We start from the raw sequence: 18,282 nt of genomic DNA, 5'->3' as shown, positions 1-18,282 counted from the left end.
CGTCGGAGCATGTCGCCCGGCGTGAACCCGCGTGAGGCTAGGCCGCGTTGGTGAGGTAACGAGGCGATACCAGTTACCTCACGGTGACTTGATCATGAATGCCAGGCGCCGCGGCGAACGGGCGCGCCCCACTGTGCCGTTCGCGCTACCGGGGCCGCAGCCCGTCCAGGGTGATGTCGACGAACCGGCGCCAGTCACCGATGGAGTCCCGGCTGAGGATCGCGACCGCGCCGACGGTCATGTAGAGGTCGGCGACGGTCACGTCGTCGCGCAGGGCCCCGTCCGCCCTGCCCCGGCTCACCAGCGTCTCGCCGACGGCCAGCAGGGCGGCGCCGACCTCGCCCCGGGGAGCGGTGGAGCCGAAGGTCGCCTCGATCACTCCGGAGAGACCGCGCCCCTGTTCGTGCACCTCGCCCACGTGGGTCAGGAAGCAGAGCAGTGCCCCGCGGGTGTCCGGCTGGGGCAGGCACCGCTCCTCGACGAACGTGAGGATGCGCGCGAACCGCCGCTCGGTGATGGCCTCGACCAGCGCCTGCCGGTTGGGAAAGTGCCGGTAGACGGTCCCGACCCCGACCCCGGCCGCGCGAGCCACCTCCGCCATCTGCACCGCGTCCCCGCGCTCGGCGAACTGCTCCTCGGCGACGTCGAGCACCCGGAGCCGATTGCGCTCCGCGTCGGCCCTTGACGGTCTTGACATCTGGCTGCGTCCTCTGCTGAGCTCTTAAACGGAATCGGATTCCGCATCCGTTAAGGAAGGATAGCCCATGCCCGAGGACCGTTTCATCCTGCTGGAAGCAGGCGCTTCACGCCCGACCCGGGTTCCGCTGCCGCCCTCTATGACCGTCAAGGCCGGGACCGACGACACCGAGGGCCGGTTCTCGCTGATGGAGGTCGTCGTCGCGCAGACCATCCCCCGGCACGTCCATCACGTCGCCGACGAGTGCGTCTACGTGCTCGACGGCGACCTCACCGTGGAGTTCGACGACCGGGTGCGGACGGTCGGCGCGGGCCAGTTCGTGCTGCTTCCGCACGGCGTCCCGCACGCGCTGCGCCCCGCGTCGACGCCGCCGCCCCGCGTCCTCCAGGCCTCCTCGCCCGGCGGCTGGGAGTGCTTCCTGGAGGACATGATCGAGAGCCGTGCGGGGATCAGCCGACAGGGTCAGCTGGACCCCGTGGCGCTCAACCGGATAGCGGCCAAGTACGACATCACGTACGAGGAATCCGCCTGAGCGGCCGGGACGTACGGGGCGGCGGCGACTCGCGGGGCGTCACCCCGCGACGGTTGCGAGGTTGCCCGGCTCGTAGGAGCCACCCTGGTTGTTCAGGATCACGCCGATCCGGTTAGTCGCGTTGATCATGGCGATCAGCGAGACCAGCGCGATGGCCTGCCCCTCGTCGAAGTGTTCGCGCACCCGGGCCCAGGTCTCGTCGCAGACCCCCGGCGACGCGTCGGCGACGCGGGTGCCCTCCTCGACGAGGGCCAGTGCGGCGCGCTCGGCATCGGTGAAGACCGTGGAGTGGCGCCAGGCGGCGACCAGCGCGAGCCGGGCCGGGGACTCCCCCGCCGCGGCGGCGTCCTTCGCGTGGATGTCGGCGCAGAAACCGCAGCCGTTGATCTGGCTGGCCCGCAGCTGTACCAGTTCCTGGGTCTCCTTGGGCAGCGGCGACTCCTGGATCACCTGGCTGACTGCGTAGATCCGCTTGCCGATCCTGGCGCCGATCTCGTGGTCGAACAGGTTCATACGGGGTTCCATGGCTATGTCCTTCGTGACGTCGTGCGTGACGCGCCGCGTGGTCCGGCATCCGATTGCCCGGCCCACGCGGCGACTTGACGAACACGAGATGCCGCCGGGCCCCCTCCTGTGACGGCACGGCGATGTGACGTGGACCACCCGGTCCGGCTGTCACAGGGCGGCAGCGACCGGCGTCTTGTGCGTGACACGGTCGGACGGGGAGAGGCGGGAGCGGGTTGTGGACGAGAACGGCGGACGACCGGCGGGGACGACGGGACGCGACCACGCGGGCGGCCAGGGGAATGAACACCTCAATGACCACAGGGACGGCCGGTTGGACACCGCGACCGACGCGTTCCTCACCCACCGGAACCTGCTCTTCACCGTCGCCTACGAGATGCTCGGTTCCGCGGCGGACGCCGAGGACGTCCTTCAGGAGACGTGGCTGCGCTGGGCGGGCGTCGACCTCGGCACGGTGCGGGACCCGCGCGCCTTCCTGGTCAGGATGACCACGCGCCAGGCGCTGACCCGGCTGCGGACGCTCCGGCGCCGCAAGGAGTCGTACGTCGGGCCGTGGCTGCCCGAGCCCCTGCTGACCGCGCCGGACGTGGCCGAGGACGTCGAACTGGCCGACAGCGTCTCGATGGCGATGCTGCTGGTCCTGGAGACGCTCGCGCCGACCGAGCGCGCGGTGTTCGTGCTGCGCGAGGTGTTCGGTCTGGAGTACGCCGAGATCGCGGACGCCGTCGGCAAGAGCCCGGCCGCGGTCCGCCAGATCGCCCACCGGGCACGGGCCCACGTGGCGGCGCGGCGGCCCCGCGAGGTGGTCTCGCCGGCCCAGACCCGGGGCGCGCTCGCCGCGTTCCGGCAGGCGGTGGAGACGGGCGACCTGCGACGCCTGCTCGACCTGATCGCGCCGGACGTGGTGCTCCTGACGGACGGCGGCGGAGTCGTCCAAGCGGCGCTCACGCCCGTCGTGGGCGCCCGTCAGGTGGCCGACGTCCTGGGCAGGCTCGACGGCGTGGTCCTGGAGGCGGCCCAGGTCAACGGCTATCCGGCGCTGCTCGTCCGGCGCGCGGGCAAGGTCGACACCGTCATGGCCGTGCACCTCGACGACGGCCTGATCTGCGGCCTCTACGCCGTGCGCAACCCCGAGAAGCTCGTGCGCATCGGGCGGGAGACCCTCGTGAGCCGGTGAGCCCCGGACGCACGGCGCGCGGTCCGGGCGAAGGCGGCTCGGCCCTCGCCCGGTCCGCGCGCTCACGTCACCAGATGCGCACGCGCTCCGCCGGGTCCAGCCAGAGGCCGTCGCCCTCCGCCGTGGCGAACGCCTGGTGGAACTCGTCGAGGTTGCGCACGATGTTGGCCCGGAACTCCGGGGGCGAGTGCGGGTCGATGGTCAGGTACTGCTGCTCCTGCTCCGTGCGGCGCTTGGTCCGCCAGCAGTACGACCAGTTCATGAAGAGCCGCTGGGTCCCGGTGAGGCCGTCCGCCTCGGGGAGCTCCGCGCCGCCGAGCGCGATCAGGTACGCCGTGTGGCCGATGGTGAGGCCGCCCAGGTCGCCGATGTTCTCGCCGACGGTCAGCGAACCGTTGACGAACTCGCCGGGCAGGTTGCGCGGCGAGAACCCGTCGTACTGCTTGACGAGCGCCTTCGACTTGGCCTCGAACGCCGTCTTGTCGTCGGCGGTCCACCAGTCGTTGAGGTTGCCCGCGCCGTCGTACTGCGCGCCCTGGTCGTCGAAGCCGTGGCCGATCTCGTGGCCGATGACCGCGCCGATGCCGCCGTAGTTCTCCGCGGCGTCGGCCTCGGGCGAGAAGAACGGCTTCTGCAGGATGCCCGCGGGGAAGCAGATCTCGTTGGTGCCCGGGTTGTAGTACGCGTTGACGGTCTGCGGCAGCATGAACCACTCGTCGCGGTCGACCGGCGAGCCGATCTTGCGCAACTCGCGGTCGGTCTCGAACGCGGCGGCCGCCTGCGCGTTGCCGAGCAGGTCGTCGGGGGTGACCTGGAGCGCCGAGTAGTCGCGGAAGGTGTCCGGGTAGCCGATCTTGGGCCGGAACGTGGCGAGCTTCTCGTACGCCCGTTCCTTCGTCTCGTCGGTCATCCAGTCCAGGCGGGCGATCGACTGGCGGTAGGCCTCCAGGAGGTTGGCGACCAGTTCGTCCATCATCGCCTTGGAGGACGGCGGGAAGTGCCGCGCGACGTACTCCTTGCCGACGGCCTCGCCCATGGCTCCCTCGACGAGCGAGACGGCGCGCTTCCAGCGGGCACGCAGCTCCGGGGTGCCGTTGAGGGTGCGGCCGTAGAACTCGAAGTTGTTCCGGACGAACTCGTCCGAGAGGTACGGCGAGCAGGCGCGCAGGACCCGCGTCATCGCCCAGTCGCGCCACTGCTCGACCGGCACCTCGGCGAGGACCGCGGACAGGTGCGCGAGGTAGGAGGGCTGGCGGACGCAGGTCTCGGCGATCGTGGCGTCCGAGCCGCCGATCCCCTCGGCGAAGGCGCGCCAGTCGAACTCCGGGGCGAGCGCGGTGAGTTCGTCCAGAGTGGTGAGGTTGTACGTCTTGAGGACGTCACGGGTCTCGGCCCGCTCCCAGTGACCCGCGGCGAGCTTGGTCTCCAGGGCGAGGACGGTGCGCGCGGCGGCCTCGGGGTCGGCGTGCTTGCCGAGGGTGAGCAGCTCGGTGAGGTGGGCGACGTACTTGTCGCGGACCTCGGCGAACTTCTCCTCGCGGTAGTACGACTCGTCGGGCAGGCCGAGGCCGCCCTGGAGGATGTTGAAGAGGTAGCGGTCGGAGTCGCGGTCGTCGGAGTCGATGTACGAACCGAAGAGACCGGAGCCGCCGATCCGCTCGAACCGGCCGAGGAACCCGGCGAGCTCCTGCGTGCCGCGCAGGCCCGCCGCCTCGTCGAGCAGCGGTTGCGCAGGGGCGAGACCGCGCGCGGCGATGGCCTCCTCGTCCATGAAGGACGCGTACAGCGCGGCGATCTTGCGGGCGTCCTCGGAGGCCGTGCCCCCCTCTGCGTCCGCCCGCTCGGCCAGCTCCTGGATGATCGTCTTGACCTGCTGCTCGGCGGTGTCGGCCAGCTGCACGAAGGGGCCCCAGCTGGAGCGGTCCTCGGGGATCTTCTCGGTGTCCAGCCAGCGGCCGTTCACATGTCCGAAGAGGTCGTCCTGCGGTCGGATATCGGGGTTCATGCCCGCGCGGGCGTCATCCAGAATGCTCATCCAAGCAGCCTATGCGAGCGATCAGGCCGGCACGACGGACCCGCTGTCCGCCGAGGGCGGACAGACCCGCGGAACCTTCCGCGGGCGGCCCGCCGCGTCAGTCGGTGAAGCGCTCCAGGATGCGGTCCATGCCGCTGGTCCAGTTCTCCTCGAGCGCGGCGACCGCCGCGTCCAGATCACCGCGCCGCAGGCACAGCGCGATCCGCTCGTGCTCCGCCGCCGAACGCTCCAGGACGTCCTGGTCGCCGAGGGCCACCCGTTCGTAGCGGTGCATCGTGACCTTCAGGGAGGTGATCAGCTTCATCAGGCGGTCGTTGGTACAGCCCGAGAGGAGCAGGTCGTGCCAGGCGTCGTCGTACCGCTCTATCACCTCGTGCGGGGCCTGCGGCACGGCGAAGGCGTGTGCCTCCTCAAGCAGGCGCGGGGCGATCTCCGCGAGGTGCTCGGGGCTGCTGGACCGCAGGGCGAGCGCTTCCAGCGTCGCGACGATCGCCGTCAGGTCGCGGAACTCCCGCGCGCTCAGGGGGGTGAAGCGGAAACCCCTGCCCCGCTCGCTGGTGATGACGCCCTCGCGCTCCAGCGTGATGAGCGCCTCGCGCAACGGGGTGCGGCTGACGCCGAGTTCGGTGGCGAGCTGCACCTCGTTGATGGTCTCGCTCGTCGCGATCGTGCCGCTGCCGAGGCGCCTGAGCAGCTCCTCCTTCACCTGCTCGCGCAGCGGACGGTTCTCGATTGGCATCTGGCGACGGCCCTCCCCTTAGGTCTGCTCGATTATCCGTTACGGGCTGGTCACGCGGTACCTGCGCCGTCGACGGGGATGATCGCTCCACTGATGAACGCGGATGCGTCGGATGCCAGGAACGCCACGGTCTGCGCGATGTCGCGGGGCTGCCCGATCCTGCCGAGCGGCCGGTCGGCGGCGTCGGCGTAGAACCCGTCCGCGCTCTCGCCCAGCTGCCGGGCCTCCTCGGCGAGCATGCCGGTGGCGGTGTCACCGGGGCACACGCAGTTGACGCGGATGTTGTCGGGACCGTGGTCGATGGCCATCGCGCGGGTCATGTTGACGACGGCGCCCTTCGACGCGCAGTACGACACCGCGCGGGCGCCGCCCGATATCCCCCATCCTGACCCGGTGTTGACGATCGAGCCGCCGCCCTGGGCCGCCATGCCGGGGATGACGAGCCGGCTGAGCAGCAGCACGGAGCGGACGTTCACCGCCATCACCAGGTCCCAGTCGTCCTCGGTGATGTCGCAGACCGTGGAGCGGCGGATGATGCCCGCGTTGTTGAAGAGGACGTCGACGCCGCCGAACCGGTCCCGCGCGGCGGCCGCCACCGCCTCGCAGTCCTCGCGCCGCGCGACGTCGCAGCGTACGAAGGTGCCGCCGGTGTCCTTCGCGGCCTGCTCGCCCCGTTCGGCGTCGATGTCGGCGAGCACGACGCGGGCCCCGAGTTCGGCGAGGACCTGTGCGGTCGCGCGGCCGATGCCCGCGGCCGCGCCGGTGACGATCGCGCGCTTGCCGTCGAGAGAGATCATCGTGGACTCCTTGTTCGGTGGCTCAATGGGTGGCGGGGTAGAGGGAGATGCGCCGGTGTCCGGTGAGCACGGGCAAGTATCCGCTCAACTCGGCGTCCAGCTCCGGGTCGCCGGTGTCCAGGAGCAGCGGGCGCCCGCCGAGCGCGGCCAGCTTGTGTTCCGGGCAGAGCACGAGCAGCCGTGCGCGACCGCCCGCGGCACGCAGGACGCGCGGTGAGATCTGCTGGTTGCCCCGGCCGAGCAGGAAGCCCTGGCCGCCGATCGGGGAGAGCCCGATCCAGCAGGGGCCGTCGCCGATCCCGGCGAGCAGCTCCGCCTCGCCTGTGTCGCGTGCCACGGCCTCGGCCCGCCCCGCGCGCAGGGCGAGCACGTCGACGCCCGCGAGGGAGGAGTCGGCGCCGAGGGCCCTGGCCACGGCGCGGGTGGTGGTGCCGGGGCCCAGCACGAGCCGTCCTTCGCCGACGCGCCCCGCGACTTCCGCCGCGATGCCGATTGCCGCGTCGCCCGTGGTGGCCGTGCTGCCGGTCTTGCGCTGCTGAACCCGCGCGGGCACGTCCGGCACGGGCAGCCACCCGAAGAGGCGCGAGGCCACCCGCCCGTCCCGCAGCGCGCCCTCGTCACGGTCCATGACCTCCGCGTCCCGCAGCCGTACGCCACCGCCGCCCGCCAGCCAGGCGGCCGCGACCTCGCCCGCCGCGCCGGGGCCGACGGCGAAGACGGCGGAGTGCATCTTGACGCCGGTCGGGATGCCGAGGACGGGACACGGGTCGCCGTCGGGCGCGCCGTGGTCCGACAGGGACCGGAGCACGTCACGGGCGGTGCCGTCGCCTCCGGCGAAGAGGAGGAGGTCGACGCCGGCGGTGACTAGGGCCTGTACGGCGGAGAGGGTGTCGGCGGGGCTGGTGGGGTCGGTGGGCCTGCCCCACTCCCCCGTACCCCCTGACACCCCACTCACCACAGACGCCCCTCCCACAGACGCCCCTCCCATGAGCACCGGCACCGGTACCCGTACCGACACCACCTCCGGCAGCAGCCCCGCCGCCCGCACCGCGTCCTCCCCCATCGCCCCGGGCACGGTCACCACCACCGGGCCCGGTGCGGGAACCCGGTCGCGCAGCGCCCGCAGCGCCTGCGCCGCGCGTTCCCCGGCCAGCGGGCGTGCCCCCAACTCCAAGGCGCGCCGGACCCGTTCGGGCCCGTCCGTGCCGCCCAGGCCGACCCGGCCGCCGAGGCCGGCGACAGGGTTGACGACCAGGCCCACGCGGGGGCGCCGCCCGGAGGTCATACGGACTCGCCCAGGATCTTGCGGCGGTAGGCGCGCCAGGACACGGCCCAGGTCTTCGGGTCGTCGAGCGCCTCGGGCCGTACCCGGTGGATGGTGGAGCGGTGCGGTGCCGTGCGGACGGTCTCCGGGTCCTCGTACGCCTCCCTCGCCACCTCCGCGAGGATCTCCGCGTACTCGTCGAGGTCCGCACGGGAGTAGGACTCGGTCGGCTCCAGGGTCATCGGTTCGGGCACCAGGTACGGGTGGTGGCTGGTCCAGTAGTGGGTGCCGAAGTCGGCGGCGCGCAGGCCGATGTCCTCGGAGTGCACGCCGGTGTCCTCGTACAGCTTCTGCCAGCTGTAGCGGACCTGTTCGACGCGCGGCCGCCCCTCGGCGTAGGGGACGGAGACGCCGGGGATCTGCCGGACCTTGTGCAGCAGGTAGTTGTTGTTGAGGACCGCCGTCTCGGCCGCCGCCCGCAGCCCTTCGGCGCCGAGCGACATGATCCAGGCGTAGGCGCGCACGAGGTTCGGCACGACGCCGTGGAACGGGCGCATCTTCCCGACCGACTCGGGCCTGTCGTGGTCGAGGAAGTGCCGGGTTCCGTCGAACTCGACCGTGGGGTAAGGGAGATAGGGAGCGAGATCGGCGGTGACCGCGCACGCGCCCGCCGCCGGGCCGCCGCACGCGTGCGGTGTGGAGAACGTCTTGTGCAGATTGAAGTGGCACAGGTCGAAGCCCGCGTCGCGGGCGCGGGTGATGCCGAGGATGCCGTTGGCGTTGGCCTGGTCGTAGGAGCACAGGCCGCCCGCGTCGTGCACGATCCGCACGAACTCCTCGATGCGCGGGTTGTAGATCCCGGTGTCCTCCGGGTTGGTGATCAGGAGGGCCGCGGTGCGCGGCCCGACCGCCGCCTTCAGGGCCTCGATGTCGGGGTAGCCGTCCGCGTCCGGGTGCAGCGTGATGACCTTGAAGCCCGCGGTCTTGGCGCAGGCCGCGTTCGAGGGGTGCGAGAAGACCGTGGTGATGACCTCGTCGCGCGTGTCCAGTTCGCCGCGGGCCGTGAAGTAGGCGCGGATCATGGCGACGTTGGTGTAGATCGCGGCGGAGCCCGCGGCGGGCTGGAGCGAGACCCGGTCCATGCCGGAGATCTCCTTCAGGAGCTGCTCCAGGTCGTGGATGACACGCAGTACGCCCTGGACGGTGTCGTCGTCCTGGAGCGGGTGGAGCGCGGCGATGCGCGGGTCGCGCACGAACTGGTCGTTGATCTTCGGGCTGTACTTCATGGTGCAGGTGCCCTGGCCGACGTCGATGTTCAGGTCGGCGCCCAGGTTCTCCTGGGAGAGCCTCATGTAGTGGCGCAGAACCTGCTGTTGGGAGAGTTCGGGCAGTGCGGGCGGCGCCGCGCGGCGCAGGCCTTCGGGGATCTCCGGGACGTCGAGCGAGGGGTCGGGGGCGGGTACGGACACGCCCCGCTCCCCCGGCGTGCCCAGCTCGAAGAGGAGCTTCTCGTCCCAGGACGCCTGGTGGAACCGGCGCAGCCGGGGCTTCGGCGCGATGCGCGCTTCCTCCGCGGTCACCGACACGGGCATGTGGTGGTCGCTCACTTGACGATCTCCTCCAGGGTCGTGGCGAGCCGGTCGATGTCGGCCTTGGTGTGGACTTCGGTGACGCAGTAGACGGCCTCGCGCTCCCCGACGGGCACGCCGCCGAAGATGCCCCGTTCCTTGAGCGCGGCGCCGATCTCGGCGGCCGTGCGGGCGCCCGAGTAGCGCACGGTGAAGTCGGCGAAGTGCAGCGCGTCGCCGAACGGCACGTCCACGCCGGGGACTTGGGCGAGGCGCCGGCGCGCGTAGGCGGTGAGCGCGAGGATGGTCTCGCCGATCTCGCGCATGCCCTGCGGGCCCATCAGCGCCAGATACACCCCGGCGCCGATGCCGTGCAGCGCGGACGCGGTGCCGACCCATTCCTTGCCCTCCTCGCGCCGCGCGAAGGAGGTGCGCTCGAAGGCGACGTCGCCGAAGCCGTACTCGCCGTCGACGGTGGTGGGCACCAGGCCGAACAGCCGCGAGGGGAACTCGGCGACGAGCCGTTCCTCGTCGCGGGTGGCGATGAATCCCGCGTTGCCGCCGCCGAAGCTCTGGTGGATGCCGAGCGGCTGGATGTCACCGCAGGCGATGTCCGCGCCGTACGAGGACGGGGGCGCGAGCACGCCGAGGGTGAGCGCATTACAGCCGACCACGTACAACGCGCCTGCCGCGTGGGCGAGTTCGGCGAGTTCCGGCAGGCTCTCGTCCACGAGCCCAGCGGCCGAGGGGGACTCCGCGTACACGGCGGCCGTGTCGCCCGCGGCGAGCGCCTCGCGCACCGCGTCGAGGTCGGCGCGGCCGGTCGTACGGTCCACAGGGACGACGGTCACGTCGTGGTCGGGCCGCACGTAGTCGCGGATGCGCGAGAGCTTGTCCGCGTCGGTCGCCGTCGCCACCACGAGCCTTCGGCGCCCGGTGATCCGGCCCGCCATGCGCAGTGCGGTGCCCGCGGCCTGGAAGCCGTCGTAGACGGGGACGTTGACGACCTCGACGTCGAGCAGTTCGGCCATCATCGACTGGTACTCCCACAGCGCCTGGAAGCGCCCGTGGTCCTCGTAGGGCTCACCCGCGTACGCGGTGAGGAACTCGCCGCGGTTGACGATCTCGTCGACCACGGCGGGGACGTGGTGCTGGTAGCAGCCGGAGCCGAGGAAGCTCAGGGCCTCCCGGGTGCTGGTGTTGCTGGCGAGCAACTCCTCCATGTGCCGGGCGAGTTCGGCCTCGGAGCGCAGCGGGTCCGGGAGGTTCAGGGGGCGGTGCAGGCGGATCGCGTCGGGGATGTCGGCGTAGAACTCCTCGACGCTCGCCGCGCCGATCTCGTCGAGCATCGCCTGCCGGACGGCGGGCACCGTGTTCGGGATGTAGGGGTGGGCAGCGGGCTGGGCCTGGGACGACGTCATGCCGCACCTTTCGCGTGAGCAGAGGGCACGAGTTTGCGGGGGACGGGGCACGAGGAAGCGGGACCCCTGGGTGGGCCCCGAGGTCAGAGGTCTATGTGTGCAGGACCCTTGACGTCCGGTCCTGTCATTCAGTGTTCTGAATACAGCATTAGGCATTCACTCCTCGGGAGGCAAGAGTGTCAACACGACCATCCCGGCGGCGCGTTGTGGCCGCCGGACTCGCCGCATCGGCGTCCTTACTGCTCGGCTCCTGCGCCATGGGAGGCGCGGGCGGTGCGGGCGGCGGCCCGCACGAGCTGGGCGGCGAGGCGGCGGACGGCTCGGCGGGACAGCGGGCCGCGAAGCTCACCGGGAAGATCACCGTCTGGTCGTGGGACGTGGCGGCCGTCGCGCTGAAGCGGCTCCGCGGCCCTTTCGAGGAACGCCATCCCGGCGTCACCGTCGACGTCGTCGACATCGGCTACGACAACGCGTACGACAAGATCACGGTGGGTCTGCGCGGCGGCACGGGACTCCCCGACGTCCTCACCATGGAGGGCAGCTACCTGCCCCGCTACACCGCCAACTTCCCCACCGGCTTCTACGACGTGGCGCGGCGCGGCGGCCGTTTCGGCGGTGACTTCGACCGGGCCGCGTGGCGCACGGTCACCGGTGGCGCGGGCCACCGGAAGGTGTTCGGGCTCCCGTGGGACATCGGCCCGTGTGCGCTCTACTACCGCGCCGACCAGCTGCGCGCCGCGGACGTCGACCCGAAGTCCCTGCGGACCTGGGCCGACTACGTGCGCGCCGGTGTCCGCGTCAAGGAGGCCACAGGACACAAGCTGCTGGTCCACGATCCGACCTCGTCGGGGATGTTCCCGATGCTGCTCCAGCAGCAGGGCCAGTCCTCGTTCATCGGCGGCCGCATCGCCCTGGAGACCCCGGCGGCCGTGCGGGCCCTCACGCTGATGAAGCGCCTGGCCGACCACGGCCTGCTCGCCTACGAGAAGAACTGGGACGGTCTGGTCACCGCCCACAAGGACGGCAAGGTCGCCACCCACCCGGTCGCGGCCTGGTGGACGGGCACGCTCACCGGTGAAATGCCGGAGCTGAAGGGCAAGTTCGGTGTGGTGCCGCTGCCCGGGTTCACCGCCGACGGGGTGCGCACGTCCAACATCGGCGGCTCCACGCTCTGCGTCCCCGCGCAGAGCAAAGACGCCGAAGCGGCCTGGGAGTTCATCCGCTTCGTCCTGACCGACGCGGGCAACCAGGTCGCCATGCTCAAGCGCGAGGGGCTCTTCCCCGCCTATCTGCCCGCGCTCGACGACCCGTATCTGAGCGTGCGTCAGGAGTACTTCGGCGGGCAGCGCACCAACGCCGTGTTCGCGCGACTCGCCCGCACCATCCCGCCCATCGAGTACACGAAGGACGACGCCAAGGAGAGGGACATCACGGTCTCCGCCGTCAACAGCGTGCTCCTGCGCGGCAAGGACCCGCGCGCCGCTCTCGCGTCGGCCGCCCAGCGGCTCGCCGACGCGACCGGACGAGAGAGAGTGGCGTAACCCCATGGTCGCCCTGGACTCCGGGAAACACACCGCCGTACCCGCCCGTCCGCCCGGCGCGGCACGCCGCCGCCCGCGGCGCCGTCGGGGAGCGGGCTGGGTCTTCGCGGGCCCCGCCACCGCGCTCTTCGCCCTCTTCTTCGCCTATCCGCTCGGCGCCAGCCTGCTGCAGTCGTTCACCGCGGAGGACGCGGGCGCGCTGCGCTGGGTGGGCCTCGACCAGTACCAACGCCTGCTGCACGACCCGGCGTTCGCCGACGCGCTGGTCAACACGGGGCTGATCCTCGTCGTGCAGGTCCCGGTGATGGTCGGTCTCGCGCTGCTCCTCGCGGCCCTGCTCAACCAGTCGTGGCTGCGGTTCCGCGGCACCTGGCGCGCCGTGCACTTCCTGCCCGCGGTGACCACGCTCGTCGCCTACGCCGTGGTGTTCCAAGTGCTCCTCAAGACCGACAACGGACTCGTCAACCAGCTGCTCGGCACCGTCGGCATGGGCCCGATCGACTGGCTCAACGACCCGACCTGGGCGCGCGTCTCCCTGATCCTCACGCTGACCTGGCGCTGGACCGGCTACAACGCCGTCATCCTGCTCGCCGGACTCCAGTCCATCGGCAAGGAGCAGTACGAGGCCGCCGCGCTGGACGGCGCGTCCACCTTCACCACGTACACCCGGGTGATCCTTCCGCAGCTGCGGCCCGTGGTCCTGTTCTGCGTCATCACCTCCACGATCGGCACGCTCCAGCTCTTCGACGAGAACTACGTGCTGACCCGGGGCGGCCCGGACGACGCGACCCTCACCCCGGTCGTCTACCTCTACAAAGTCGGCTTCCAGCAGTTCGACTTCGGCTACGCCGCCGCCATCGCCTGGGTGGTCGTCGCCCTGATCGCCGTGATCTCCGCGGTCCAGTACCTCGCCTTCGGACGGGAGCGCCGCCGATGAGCCGCAGCCCGGCATCCTTCGTCGGCCGGCTCGTCGTACGCGCCGTGCTCGTGGCCGGCGGGATCGTGAGCCTCGTGCCGTTCCTGTGGATGGCGATCGCCGCCACCCACTCCTCGGCCGACCTGTTCCACTCGCCGCCGCCGTTCCTGCCCGGCGGACGGCTGCTCGACAACCTCTCACGGCTCCAGGAGACCATCGGCTTCGGCCGGGTCATGCTCAACAGCGTCGGCATCGCCGTCGTACAGACCGTGCTCAGCTCGCTCGTCTCGGCGATGTGCGGCTACGGCCTGGCCAAGTACCGCTTCCGGGGCCGTGGTCTCGTGCTCGCCGCCGTGCTCGCGACGATGATGATCCCCTTCCAGGTGCTGCTGGTGCCGCTCTTCCAGATGATGGCAAGCATCGGCTGGATCGACTCCTACCAGGCGGTGATCCTGCCGTTCCTCGCGAACTCCTTCGGCATCCTGCTGATGCGCCAGAGCTTCGTCGGCTTCCCCGACGAACTCATCGAGTCGGCCCGCATGGACGGCTGCGGCGAGCTGCGCACCTTCTACCGCGTCGTGCTGCCGTGTGTGCGCCCCCAGCTCGGCGCGCTGGTGATCTTCACGTTCATGGCGGCCTGGAACAGCTTCATCTGGCCCCTTCTGATGCTCAACACCGAGGACAAATACACCGTACCCGTCGCCCTCAACACCCTCACCGGACTCTCCCGCGTCGACTACTCCGGCCTGATGCTCGGCTCGCTGCTCGCGACGCTGCCGCTGATGGCGCTCTTCCTCCTGTTCCAGCGGCAGTTCGTGGCCGGGCTGCTCGGCGGGGCGGTGAAGGGATGAGCGCGCGGCACGCACACCTGACGTCCGTGCCCGGACTGCTCTACGGCGGGGACTACAACCCCGAGCAGTGGCCCGAGGAGGTCTGGGCCGAGGACGTGAAGCTGATGCGGGAGGCCGGGGTCACCATGGTCACCGTCGGCGTCTTCTCCTGGGCGGGACTCCAACCCGGCCCCGACACCTGGGACTTCGGCTGGCTGGACCGGCTGATGGACCTGCTGCACGCGCACGGCGTCGCCGTCGACCTGGCGACCGCCACCGCGTCACCGCCCGCCTGGCTGGTGCGCGCCCACCCGGAGATCCTGCCGGTCACCGCCGACGGCGTGCGCCTGGAATTCGGCTCTCGGCAGCACTACTGCCCCTCGTCCGAGACGTACCGGCAGGCGGCGCTGCGCCTGACCCGCGCGCTCGCCGAGCGCTACGCCAGCCATCCGGCGCTCGCCCTGTGGCACATCCACAACGAGTACGGCGACCACGTCACCGAGTGCTTCTGCCCGCGCTCGGCGGAGCACTTCCGCTCCTGGCTGCGCGAGCGGTACGACACCGTCGACGCCCTCAACCACGCCTGGGGCACGGCCTTCTGGTCCCAGCGCTACGGCACGTACGACGAGATCGAGCCGCCGCGCACCGCACCGGGCCCGGTCAACCCGACCCAGCTCCTGGACTGGCGGCGCTTCTGCTCCGACGCCCTGCTCGCCCTGCACCGCGCCGAGCGGGAGGTCCTCCGGGAGGCGAGCCCGGACGTCCCCGCCACCACCAACTTCATGTCGATGATGAGGGAACTCGACTACTGGCGGTGGGCCGAGCACGAGGACCTGGTCTCCGACGACGCCTACCCCGACCCCGCCGACCCGCGCGCCCACGTCAACGCCTCGCTGAACTATGACCTGATGCGCTCCCTCAAGGGCGGCAGGCCCTGGCTGCTCATGGAACAGGCGCCCTCCGCCGTGAGCTGGCGTCCGGTCAACGTCCCCAAGAAGCCGGGGCTGCAACGCCTCTGGTCGCTCCAGGCGGTGGCCAGGGGCGCCGACGGCGTCATGTACTTCCAGTGGCGTGCCTCGCGGGCCGGCGCCGAGAAGTACCACAGCGCCCTGCTCCCGCACCGGGGCACCGCGTCGCGCGGCTGGCGCGAGACCGTCCGCTTCGGTGCCGAGATCGCGCGGCTCGCCGAGGTCGCGGGCAGCCGCGTCACCGCGTCCGTGGCGATCGTGCTGGACTGGGACTCCTGGTGGGCCCTCGAAGGCGCCGACCATCCGTCGGCCCGGATGCGCTGGCCCGATCTGCTGCGCCCCTGGTACGCGGCGCTGCACGCGCGCGGCATCACCGCCGACTTCGTGCCCCCGCACGCCGGCCTCACCGCCTACCGGGCCGTACTCGCGCCCAATCTGCACCTGCTGCGCACGGCCGACGCCCGGCGCCTCACGGCATACGTACACGAGGGCGGCCATCTCGTCATCGGCCCGTTCAGCGGCGTCGTCGACGCGCACGACCACCTGCAAGACGGGGGCGCGCCCGGCCCGCTCAGGGAGGTGCTCGGGGTGTCCGTCGACGAGTTCTGGCCGGTGCCGGACGGCGCCGGGGTGCCGCTCGCCTCCGGCGCCACGGCCACGGTGTGGAGCGAGTGGGTCGAGACGGCGGGCGCCGAGACGGTCGACACGTATGCCGCGGGGCCGCTCGCCGGGCAGCCCGCCGTGACGCGCCACGTCCACGGCGCGGGCGTCGCACGGTACGTGAGCTGCCACCTGCCCGACGACATCGGGGACGTGCTCGGCCCGGCGCTCGACGAGGCGGGCGTCACCCCGTGCGCACCGGTCCCCGAGGGCGTCGAGGCCACCGTCCGCCACGGCGCCGACGCCTCCTACCTCTTCCTCCTCAACCACACGGACGGGCCCGTCTCGGTCGACGCCGACGGCAGCGATCTGCTCACCGGCGCCCCGGTGCGCGGCGCCGTCCGGCTCGCGCCGCTCGGCGCGGCCGTCCTCCGCACGCCCCACTCCCCCGGCTCCCCCGATCCCCTTGGAGACAAGCGCCCGTGACCCGACCCCGTACCTCCCGCGCCGCGCTGCTCGCTGCCCTGCTGCTCGCGGGCAGCGCGACCCTCGCGGCGCCCCAGGCGGGCGCCGCCCCCGCACCCGGCAGGGACCGGCCCGCCGACTACGCCGACGTCCTCGACCTGCACGGCACCCCCGCCGCCGCGCTGCCGGGTGACGCCGACGACGTCAACCGCGTCAACGTCTTCGCCGACCGGGGCGCCTGGCACGCGTACGCGCTCCCCGAAGCCGGAGACAAGGCCGCCTACGGCGGATTCAGCGGACCCCTCTACATGGCCCAGGAGTACCCCTGGTGGCTGAGCAAGTCGTTCAGCCGCATCCGGCTCACCGAGGGCGGCCGCGCCCTCGGCCTCGCCGCCGGCGGCGCCCCGCGCCTCACCTCGCACCCCGGCAGGCTCGTCCAGTCCTACGACCTGGGGCGCGGCCTGCGCCTCACCCTGACGCTGCGCTTCGCCACGAACCGCAGCGCGCTGGTGCGTGCCGAGGTCCACAACACGGGGAAGGCGCGCCGCTCGCTGGGCGCGGACTGGACGGGCAGCCTGCTGCGGCCCGCCGACGCGCCGATGCGGGACGCGCCGAAGCTCAAGGCCACCGGCTCCGGCGTCGGCGTCGACTTCGCGAAGGTCCGCGAGACCTGGGACTACCTCACCGACGGCACCGAGCGCTTCGAGATCACCCACAAGGGGCCGGTGCGCACCGAGGTCGACGGCGACTCCTACCGCACGCGGACCACCGCGCCCGTCTCCCTCGCGCCGGGCGCCACGCACCACTACGACTGGACCGAGTCGTACACCTTCACCGAGGCCGAGCGCGCCCGTGAGGAACGGCGGGTCCGCGCGGTCCTCGACCGTCCCGCGGCGTCCGCGTCGGCCACTGACGACCGCTGGCGCGGCTATGTGGCGGGGGTGACGCGCGGCGTGCCCGCCGAGCGGCGCAGGACCGCCGTCAAGTCCCTGGCGACCCTGGTCACCAACTGGCGCTCCGCAGCGGGTCAGTTGAAGCACGACGGCATCACGCCGTCCATCTCGTACAAGTGGTTCGCCGGCGGTCTGTGGTCGTGGGACACCTGGAAGCAGGCCGTGGGCACCGCCCGGTTCGACCCGCGGCTCGCCCAGACGCAGATCAGGTCGATGTTCGACCGGCAGATCACCGCGGACTCCACGACCCGGCCGCAGGACGCGGGGATGATCCCCGACGCTCTCTTCTACAACGACCCGGAGCGCGGCGGCGGCAACTGGAACGAGCGCAACTCCAAGCCACCGCTGGCGAGTTGGTCGGTGTGGGAGGTGTACCGCAAGAGTGGCGACCGGGGCTTCCTGCGCGAGATGTACCCGAAGCTCGCCGCCTATCAGGCCTGGTGGTACCGCAATCGCGACCACGACCGTGACGGACTCGCCGAGTACGGCGCCACCGTCGATCCGGCCAACGACTCCGCCGAGCAGCGCCGTCTGGCCGCCGCCTGGGAGAGCGGCATGGACAACGCACCCCGCTTTGACGCCGACCTCGGCACGTCGGTGGTCGCCAACCACGCGCCCGACGGCACCCTCGTCGGCTACTCCCTCACTCAGGAGTCGGTCGACCTGAACGCCTATCTCGCCCAGGACCAGGCCTACTTGGCCCGCATCGCGCGAGCGCTCGGCAAGCACGGAGAGGCGGCGCGCTGGCAGCGGAAGGCCGATGCCACCCACGCGGCCGTACGGGCGAAGATGTACGACCCGGGCGACGGCTGGTTCCACGACGTCGACCTCGCCACCGGCGCCCGGCTCACCGCACGCGGCCGCGGCATCGAGGGCGCGGTGCCGCTGTGGACCGGCACCGCGTCGCGCGAGCAGGCGCGGGCGGTGCGGGCCAGGCTCACCGATCCGGGCGAGTTCGCGACGCAGGTGCCCTTCCCGACCGTCGCCAAGTCGTCCCCGTACTTCTCCGCGACCCGGTACTGGCGCGGCCCGGTCTGGCTCGACCAGGCGTACTTCTCCCTCGAAGGCCTGCGCCGCTACGGCTACGACCGGGACGCGGACGCCCTCACGGACCGTCTCGTCGACCGGGCGTCGGGCCTGTCGGGGAAGACCCCGGTCATGGAGAACTACAACCCCCTGACCGGAGCCCCCCTCAACTCGCCGAACTTCAGCTGGTCGGCGGCGTTGCTGCTGCCGATGCTCGGCGGGCTATGA

The 18,282-nt window shown here is 71.7% G+C and carries 15 protein-coding genes; 7 read left to right on the top strand and 8 right to left on the bottom strand.

The annotated features are described in order from the left end of the window. Window positions 1-145 precede the first annotated feature (145 nt). Complete coding sequence (locus ACIO9J_RS23465; RefSeq protein WP_402002759.1) at window positions 146-697, bottom strand: TetR/AcrR family transcriptional regulator; 552 nt, start codon at window positions 695-697, stop codon at window positions 146-148. 67 nt (window positions 698-764) lie between these two features. Between ACIO9J_RS23465 and ACIO9J_RS23460 the strand changes: the two genes are divergently transcribed. Then, the gene (locus ACIO9J_RS23460; RefSeq protein WP_402002756.1) at window positions 765-1,229 is read left to right on the top strand and encodes a cupin domain-containing protein; all 465 of its coding nucleotides are present in this window, start codon (window positions 765-767) and stop codon (window positions 1,227-1,229) included. Between the two features lie 39 nt (window positions 1,230-1,268). On the opposite strand, the gene ACIO9J_RS23455 is transcribed toward ACIO9J_RS23460, so the two are convergent. Further along, the gene (locus tag ACIO9J_RS23455; RefSeq protein WP_402002753.1) at window positions 1,269-1,754 is read right to left on the bottom strand and encodes a carboxymuconolactone decarboxylase family protein; all 486 of its coding nucleotides are present in this window, start codon (window positions 1,752-1,754) and stop codon (window positions 1,269-1,271) included. A gap of 313 nt (window positions 1,755-2,067) precedes the next feature. On the opposite strand from ACIO9J_RS23455, the gene ACIO9J_RS23450 reads away from it, so the two are divergent. Continuing rightward, a complete protein-coding gene (locus tag ACIO9J_RS23450; protein ID WP_402002750.1) occupies window positions 2,068-2,931 on the top strand; it encodes an RNA polymerase sigma-70 factor in 864 nt (287 codons plus the stop codon). 67 nt (window positions 2,932-2,998) lie between these two features. Here ACIO9J_RS23450 and ACIO9J_RS23445 read toward each other — a convergent pair whose 3' ends face one another. The 6 genes from ACIO9J_RS23445 to gcvPA all read right to left on the bottom strand — a co-directional run bounded on the left by ACIO9J_RS23445 (window position 2,999) and on the right by gcvPA (window position 10,755). Next, window positions 2,999-4,966: a M13 family metallopeptidase gene (locus ACIO9J_RS23445; RefSeq protein ID WP_402002747.1), complete on the bottom strand. Its 1,968-nt coding sequence runs from the start codon at window positions 4,964-4,966 to the stop codon at window positions 2,999-3,001. A gap of 97 nt (window positions 4,967-5,063) precedes the next feature. Further along, window positions 5,064-5,705 carry a GntR family transcriptional regulator gene (locus ACIO9J_RS23440; RefSeq protein WP_402002744.1) on the bottom strand — a complete coding sequence of 214 codons (642 nt, stop codon included), beginning with the start codon at window positions 5,703-5,705 and terminating at the stop codon, window positions 5,064-5,066. 50 nt (window positions 5,706-5,755) lie between these two features. Further along, window positions 5,756-6,502 carry an SDR family NAD(P)-dependent oxidoreductase gene (locus tag ACIO9J_RS23435; protein ID WP_402002741.1) on the bottom strand — a complete coding sequence of 249 codons (747 nt, stop codon included), beginning with the start codon at window positions 6,500-6,502 and terminating at the stop codon, window positions 5,756-5,758. A 22-nt stretch (window positions 6,503-6,524) separates the two neighbouring features. Further along, a complete protein-coding gene (locus tag ACIO9J_RS23430; RefSeq protein WP_402002738.1) occupies window positions 6,525-7,787 on the bottom strand; it encodes an ATP-NAD kinase family protein in 1,263 nt (420 codons plus the stop codon). Next, window positions 7,784-9,373 (bottom strand): aminomethyl-transferring glycine dehydrogenase subunit GcvPB, encoded by a 1,590-nt coding sequence (gcvPB, locus tag ACIO9J_RS23425; protein WP_402002735.1) that lies wholly within the window; start codon window positions 9,371-9,373, stop codon window positions 7,784-7,786. The genes ACIO9J_RS23430 and gcvPB overlap by 4 nt, the downstream gene beginning before the upstream one ends. Next, a complete protein-coding gene (gene gcvPA / locus ACIO9J_RS23420; RefSeq protein WP_402002733.1) occupies window positions 9,370-10,755 on the bottom strand; it encodes an aminomethyl-transferring glycine dehydrogenase subunit GcvPA in 1,386 nt (461 codons plus the stop codon). The genes gcvPB and gcvPA overlap by 4 nt, the downstream gene beginning before the upstream one ends. 176 nt (window positions 10,756-10,931) lie before the next feature. Between gcvPA and ACIO9J_RS23415 the strand changes: the two genes are divergently transcribed. The 5 genes from ACIO9J_RS23415 to ACIO9J_RS23395 are packed head-to-tail and all read left to right on the top strand — an operon-like array spanning window position 10,932 to window position 18,282. After that, window positions 10,932-12,296 carry an ABC transporter substrate-binding protein gene (locus ACIO9J_RS23415; RefSeq protein WP_402002730.1) on the top strand — a complete coding sequence of 455 codons (1,365 nt, stop codon included), beginning with the start codon at window positions 10,932-10,934 and terminating at the stop codon, window positions 12,294-12,296. Window positions 12,297-12,300: 4 nt separating this feature from the next. After that, window positions 12,301-13,233 carry a carbohydrate ABC transporter permease gene (locus ACIO9J_RS23410; protein WP_402002727.1) on the top strand — a complete coding sequence of 311 codons (933 nt, stop codon included), beginning with the start codon at window positions 12,301-12,303 and terminating at the stop codon, window positions 13,231-13,233. Further along, window positions 13,230-14,063 (top strand): carbohydrate ABC transporter permease, encoded by an 834-nt coding sequence (locus ACIO9J_RS23405; protein WP_402002724.1) that lies wholly within the window; start codon window positions 13,230-13,232, stop codon window positions 14,061-14,063. Before ACIO9J_RS23410 ends, ACIO9J_RS23405 begins: the two co-directional genes overlap by 4 nt. Next, the gene (locus ACIO9J_RS23400; protein ID WP_402002721.1) at window positions 14,060-16,096 is read left to right on the top strand and encodes a beta-galactosidase; all 2,037 of its coding nucleotides are present in this window, start codon (window positions 14,060-14,062) and stop codon (window positions 16,094-16,096) included. Before ACIO9J_RS23405 ends, ACIO9J_RS23400 begins: the two co-directional genes overlap by 4 nt. Next, the gene (locus ACIO9J_RS23395; RefSeq protein ID WP_402002718.1) at window positions 16,093-18,282 is read left to right on the top strand and encodes an MGH1-like glycoside hydrolase domain-containing protein; all 2,190 of its coding nucleotides are present in this window, start codon (window positions 16,093-16,095) and stop codon (window positions 18,280-18,282) included. Before ACIO9J_RS23400 ends, ACIO9J_RS23395 begins: the two co-directional genes overlap by 4 nt.

The sequence above is a fragment of the Streptomyces sp. NPDC087300 genome, from assembly GCF_044744425.1.
Classification (GTDB): Bacteria; Actinomycetota; Actinomycetes; order Streptomycetales; family Streptomycetaceae; genus Streptomyces.
The sequence above is the reverse complement of the archived record's forward strand: the minus strand, read 5'-3'. Positions and strand labels throughout refer to the sequence as shown.